This is a genomic window from Microbacterium sp. HMWF026 (genome assembly GCF_003061325.1).
GTDB classification, from domain to species: Bacteria; Actinomycetota; Actinomycetes; order Actinomycetales; family Microbacteriaceae; genus Microbacterium; species Microbacterium testaceum_E.
The window spans coordinates 1-3,799 of the sequence record NZ_QAJB01000144.1 but is presented as its reverse complement, the minus strand read 5'-3'; the positions used below and the strand labels follow the sequence as shown (position 1 = coordinate 3,799).

Below are 3,799 nucleotides of genomic sequence, written 5' to 3'. Positions count from 1 at the left end.
CCGCCCCGCGTGCGGACCCCGCGCCGAGCGGGGCCTCCGCCCCGCGCGTGGCCACCGCTCCGCGTCCCCCGCTCACCGTGCGCCGCACGGTCTGGCCCGGTGCCGCCGCGCGGAAGACGGCGGCCGGTGCCGCGCCCGCCCCGACCGCGGGCCGCGCAGCCCGGCCCTCCGTCACGGCACCTCCCCCCGGCGGCGGCGCCCGGCTCGCCCTCGGCGACTACTCACCCGTCCAACTGCTCGGCTCGGCGGCCGTGCTCGGCGTCTTCGCCCTAGCGCTCGCGGGCATCGCGGTACTGCTCGCCCGCTTCGTCCTGGCGATCGGACCCGGGCGGGAGTTCCTCGCGGCCTTCCCGGGCGAGTACCCCCTGCCGGCGTCGGCTCCCGTGGGCCTTCCGGTGTGGCTGAACGTGACGCACTTCCTCAACAGCCTGTTCCTGCTGCTCATCATCCGCACGGGATGGCAGGTGCGCCGCGAGAAGAGGCCGACCGCGTTCTGGTCGCCCCGGACCAACAAGAAGCGCCGGATCAGCCTGACGCTGTGGTTCCATCAGGCGCTCGACATCCTGTGGATCGCGAACGGCGTGATCTTCGTCGTGCTGCTGTTCGTCACGGGGCAGTGGATGCGTATCGTGCCGACGTCGTGGGAGGTCTTTCCGAACGCCGTCTCGGCAGCGCTGCAGTACGCCTCGCTGGACTGGCCGACCGAGAACGGCTGGGTCAACTACAACAGCCTGCAGCAGCTGTCGTACTTCGCGATCACCTTCGTGGCGGCACCGCTCGCGATCGTCAGCGGTGTGCGGCTCTCGGGCGTCTGGCCGAAGGATGCCGGCAAGCTCAACCGCCTCTACCCGGTCGAGTGGGCGCGCAGGATCCACTTCCCCACCATGCTGTTCTTCGTGGCGTTCATCGCCGTGCACGTGTTCCTGGTGCTGGCCACCGGAGCGCTGCGCAACCTGAACCACATGTACGCCGCGCGGGGTGCGATCGACCCCGAGGCCTACACGACCGACCCCACCGGCCTGCTGCTGTTCGCGGCATCCCTGCTGGTGATGGCCGCCGCGTGGGTCGCGGCGCGGCCGGCGGTGCTGGTGCCCATCGCCCGCCTGTTCGGCGACGTCAAGCAGCGCTGAGCCGCGCGCCGGTCAGACGCGGCGCCGCGCGTGCAGGCCCGCCGCGATGAGATCGAGACCGAAGTCGAAGTCGTCGGTCTCGAGGCCCGAGGCGCCCTCGCGAGCCCCGGCGCTGTCGTACTGCAGGCGCTGCTGCTCGTGCCAGACGAAGCCGAGGACGTAGTGCAGCACGGTGGTCGCGCCGCGGCGCGCGGTATCGGCATCGAATCCGGCGGCGGTCAGGGCAGCGGCGAGCCGGTCGTGCGCGAGCGATGAGCCGAGTCCCATCGCCAGGGTGCTCGACACCACCTCGGCGCCGTCGCGCCAGGCGAGCAGGGCGTCGCGCAGGGCGTGCGCCTCGCGCGCGAGGTCGGTGGCGGGTCCTGATGACATCCGTCCCACGATGCGATCGGACAGCTCGGCCAGCAGCGCCTGCTTGTTCGGGAAGTGCCAGTACAGTGCGCTGGGCTGCACGTCGAGGGCGCCGGCGAGGCGACGCATCGAGAGGTCGGGCAGCCCGTGATCGTCGAGGATGCGCAGGGCCGTACGCGCCACGTCGTCGGCGGAGTGTCCGCGGGGAGCCATGAGATGAGTATAGTGAACGCCGTTCAGGTGAACAGTGTTCAGGTACGAACCGCCCGACGGGAGCCCCTCATGATCCGCAGACCGGATGCCACCGACCTCGCCCGCATCGCGGCGTTCGCCGCCGTGATCGCCGTCCTCGGCCTGCCCGGCGGCATCCCGGTGTTCGGCGGGGTACCGATCACCGCGCAGACCCTGGGCGTGATGCTCGCCGGGGCGGTGCTGGGCCCGTGGTTCGGCGCCCTGTCGGTGACGGTGCTGCTCGCCCTGGTCGCCGTGGGTCTTCCGCTGCTCGCCGGCGGACGCGGGGGATTCGGCGTCTTCGTCGGCCCGACCGCCGGCTATCTGCTCGGATGGGTCCTCGGTGCCGCCGTGGTCGGCCTGATCGTGCACGCGGGCGGCCGTCGCCCCGTGGTCTGGCGCACGGCGCTGGCGATGCTCGCGGGCGGGGTGGTCGCGATCTACGCGCTCGGCATCCCCGTGCAGAGTCTGGTGACGCGTCTGCCGCTCGCCGAGACGGCACTGACGAGCCTGGTGTTCATCCCGGGAGACCTGCTCAAGGCGGCGGTCGCCACGCTCGTCGTGACGACGCTGGTGCGGGCGTATCCGCGGGGCTTCCGTCGCGACTGGCGGGCGGCGGCCGACGCGCGCACCCCCGCGCGCGCCGTCGCGTGAGTCCCGTCCGCGCCGTGGACCTCGCGGTGCGCCTCGGCGGTCGCGAGGTGGTGCGGAACGCCACCTTCGAGGTGACCGCCCGCACGGTCGCCGTCGTCGGCGACAACGGCTCGGGCAAGTCCACGCTCGCGCGGGCGATCGCGGGTCTCGTCCGCCGCAGCGCGGGCGAGCTCGAGGTGCTCGGCCGGGATCCGGACCGGGATGCCGCGGCCCTGCGTCGCCGTGTCGCCCTGGTGCTGAGCGATCCCGACGCGCAGATCCTCATGCCCACCGTGGCCGAGGACGTCTCGCTGTCGCTGCGCGCCGAGAACCTCTCGCGCGCCGAGCGCGCCGCCCGCGTCGCCGCCGCGCTGACCCGGTTCGGCCTGTCCGATCTGGCCGACCGGCCGTCGCACGACCTCTCGGGTGGACAGAAGCAGCTCCTGGCCCTGTGCGGGGCGTTCGTCCGCGCGCCGGATCTCGTCGTGGCCGACGAACCCACCGCGTTCCTCGACGGGCGCAACGCCCGTATCGTCGCCGATCATCTGCTGGCCGACACCGGGCACGCCCTGGTGCTCGTGACGCACGACCTGGCGCTCGCGCGTCGCTGCGCGCAGGCGCTGCTCGTCGAGGACGGCCGGGTCGTGGCATCCGGATCCGCGGTCGACGTCGTCGCGGAGTACGAGACGGCGCTCGCGTGCTGAGCCTGTACCGGCCGGGGGACGGGTGGATGCACCGGATGCCGGCGGGTCCGAAGCTCGTGGGACTCGCCGTCGTGGCGGTGATCGTCGGCGCGGTGCCGTCGACGTGGGCGGCCACGCTCGTCCTCGCCGTCCCCCTCGTCCTCTACGCGGCGAGCGGGATGGGCCCGATCGCGGCGCTCGTCGCGCTCGCCGACGCGGTGTGGGGGCTGCGGTGGCTCGTCGTCATCACCCTCGGGGGGCAGCTGCCGTTCCTCGGCGTCGAACCGGCGGTGGCCAACACCGCGCGCGTGGTCGCGGCCCTGGCGATCGCGGGACTCGTGCCCCTGACCACGCGGGTCTCGGCCCTGCTGGATGCGGTCGAGCGCGGGCTGTCGCCCCTGCGCCGCCTCGGACTCGACCCCGCCCGGGCGGCGCTGCTCGCGACCCTCACGATCACGACGATCCCGGTGATCGCGCGGCGGATGGCCGAGGTGCGCGACGCCCAGCGGGCGCGGGGCCTGCGTCCCTCCCTCGTGCGCGGAGCGCTGCCGCTGCTGGTGTCGACGCTGCGCCACGCCGAGAATCTCGGTGAGGGCCTGGCCGCCCGCGGCATCCGCTGACTCCGGCCCGCAGCCGCAACCTCGTCCCACTTTTGGCGGGTGCGGGTGCCTTCGGGCAGCCAGAAGTGGGACATACGCCCCCATAACTGGGACGAGGGGGCGGGGGTGGTCGCTTGCGCGACCTTTGTCCCACTTTTGGCGGGTGTGGGTG

At 73.3% G+C, this 3,799-nt stretch carries 5 protein-coding genes; 4 read left to right on the top strand and 1 reads right to left on the bottom strand.

The annotated features are described in order from the left end of the window. Window positions 1–1,130: cytochrome b/b6 domain-containing protein (locus DBR36_RS06355; protein WP_258222594.1), on the top strand; the 1,130-nt coding region annotated here is incomplete at its 5' end. A 12-nt stretch (window positions 1,131–1,142) separates the two neighbouring features. Here DBR36_RS06355 and DBR36_RS06350 read toward each other — a convergent pair. Next, window positions 1,143–1,694 carry a TetR/AcrR family transcriptional regulator C-terminal domain-containing protein gene (locus tag DBR36_RS06350; RefSeq protein WP_108318070.1) on the bottom strand — a complete coding sequence of 184 codons (552 nt, stop codon included), beginning with the start codon at window positions 1,692–1,694 and terminating at the stop codon, window positions 1,143–1,145. 69 nt (window positions 1,695–1,763) lie between these two features. On the opposite strand from DBR36_RS06350, the gene DBR36_RS06345 reads away from it, so the two are divergent. The 3 genes from DBR36_RS06345 to DBR36_RS06335 are packed head-to-tail and all read left to right on the top strand — an operon-like array spanning window position 1,764 to window position 3,648. Then, complete coding sequence (locus DBR36_RS06345; protein ID WP_108318069.1) at window positions 1,764–2,366, top strand: biotin transporter BioY; 603 nt, start codon at window positions 1,764–1,766, stop codon at window positions 2,364–2,366. Next, entirely contained in the window at window positions 2,363–3,049 is a 687-nt protein-coding gene (locus DBR36_RS06340) for an energy-coupling factor ABC transporter ATP-binding protein (protein ID WP_108318068.1), read from the top strand. Before DBR36_RS06345 ends, DBR36_RS06340 begins: the two co-directional genes overlap by 4 nt. Window positions 3,050–3,084: 35 nt before the next feature. Next, entirely contained in the window at window positions 3,085–3,648 is a 564-nt protein-coding gene (locus tag DBR36_RS06335) for a CbiQ family ECF transporter T component (protein ID WP_375136062.1), read from the top strand. Window positions 3,649–3,799 lie beyond the last annotated feature (151 nt).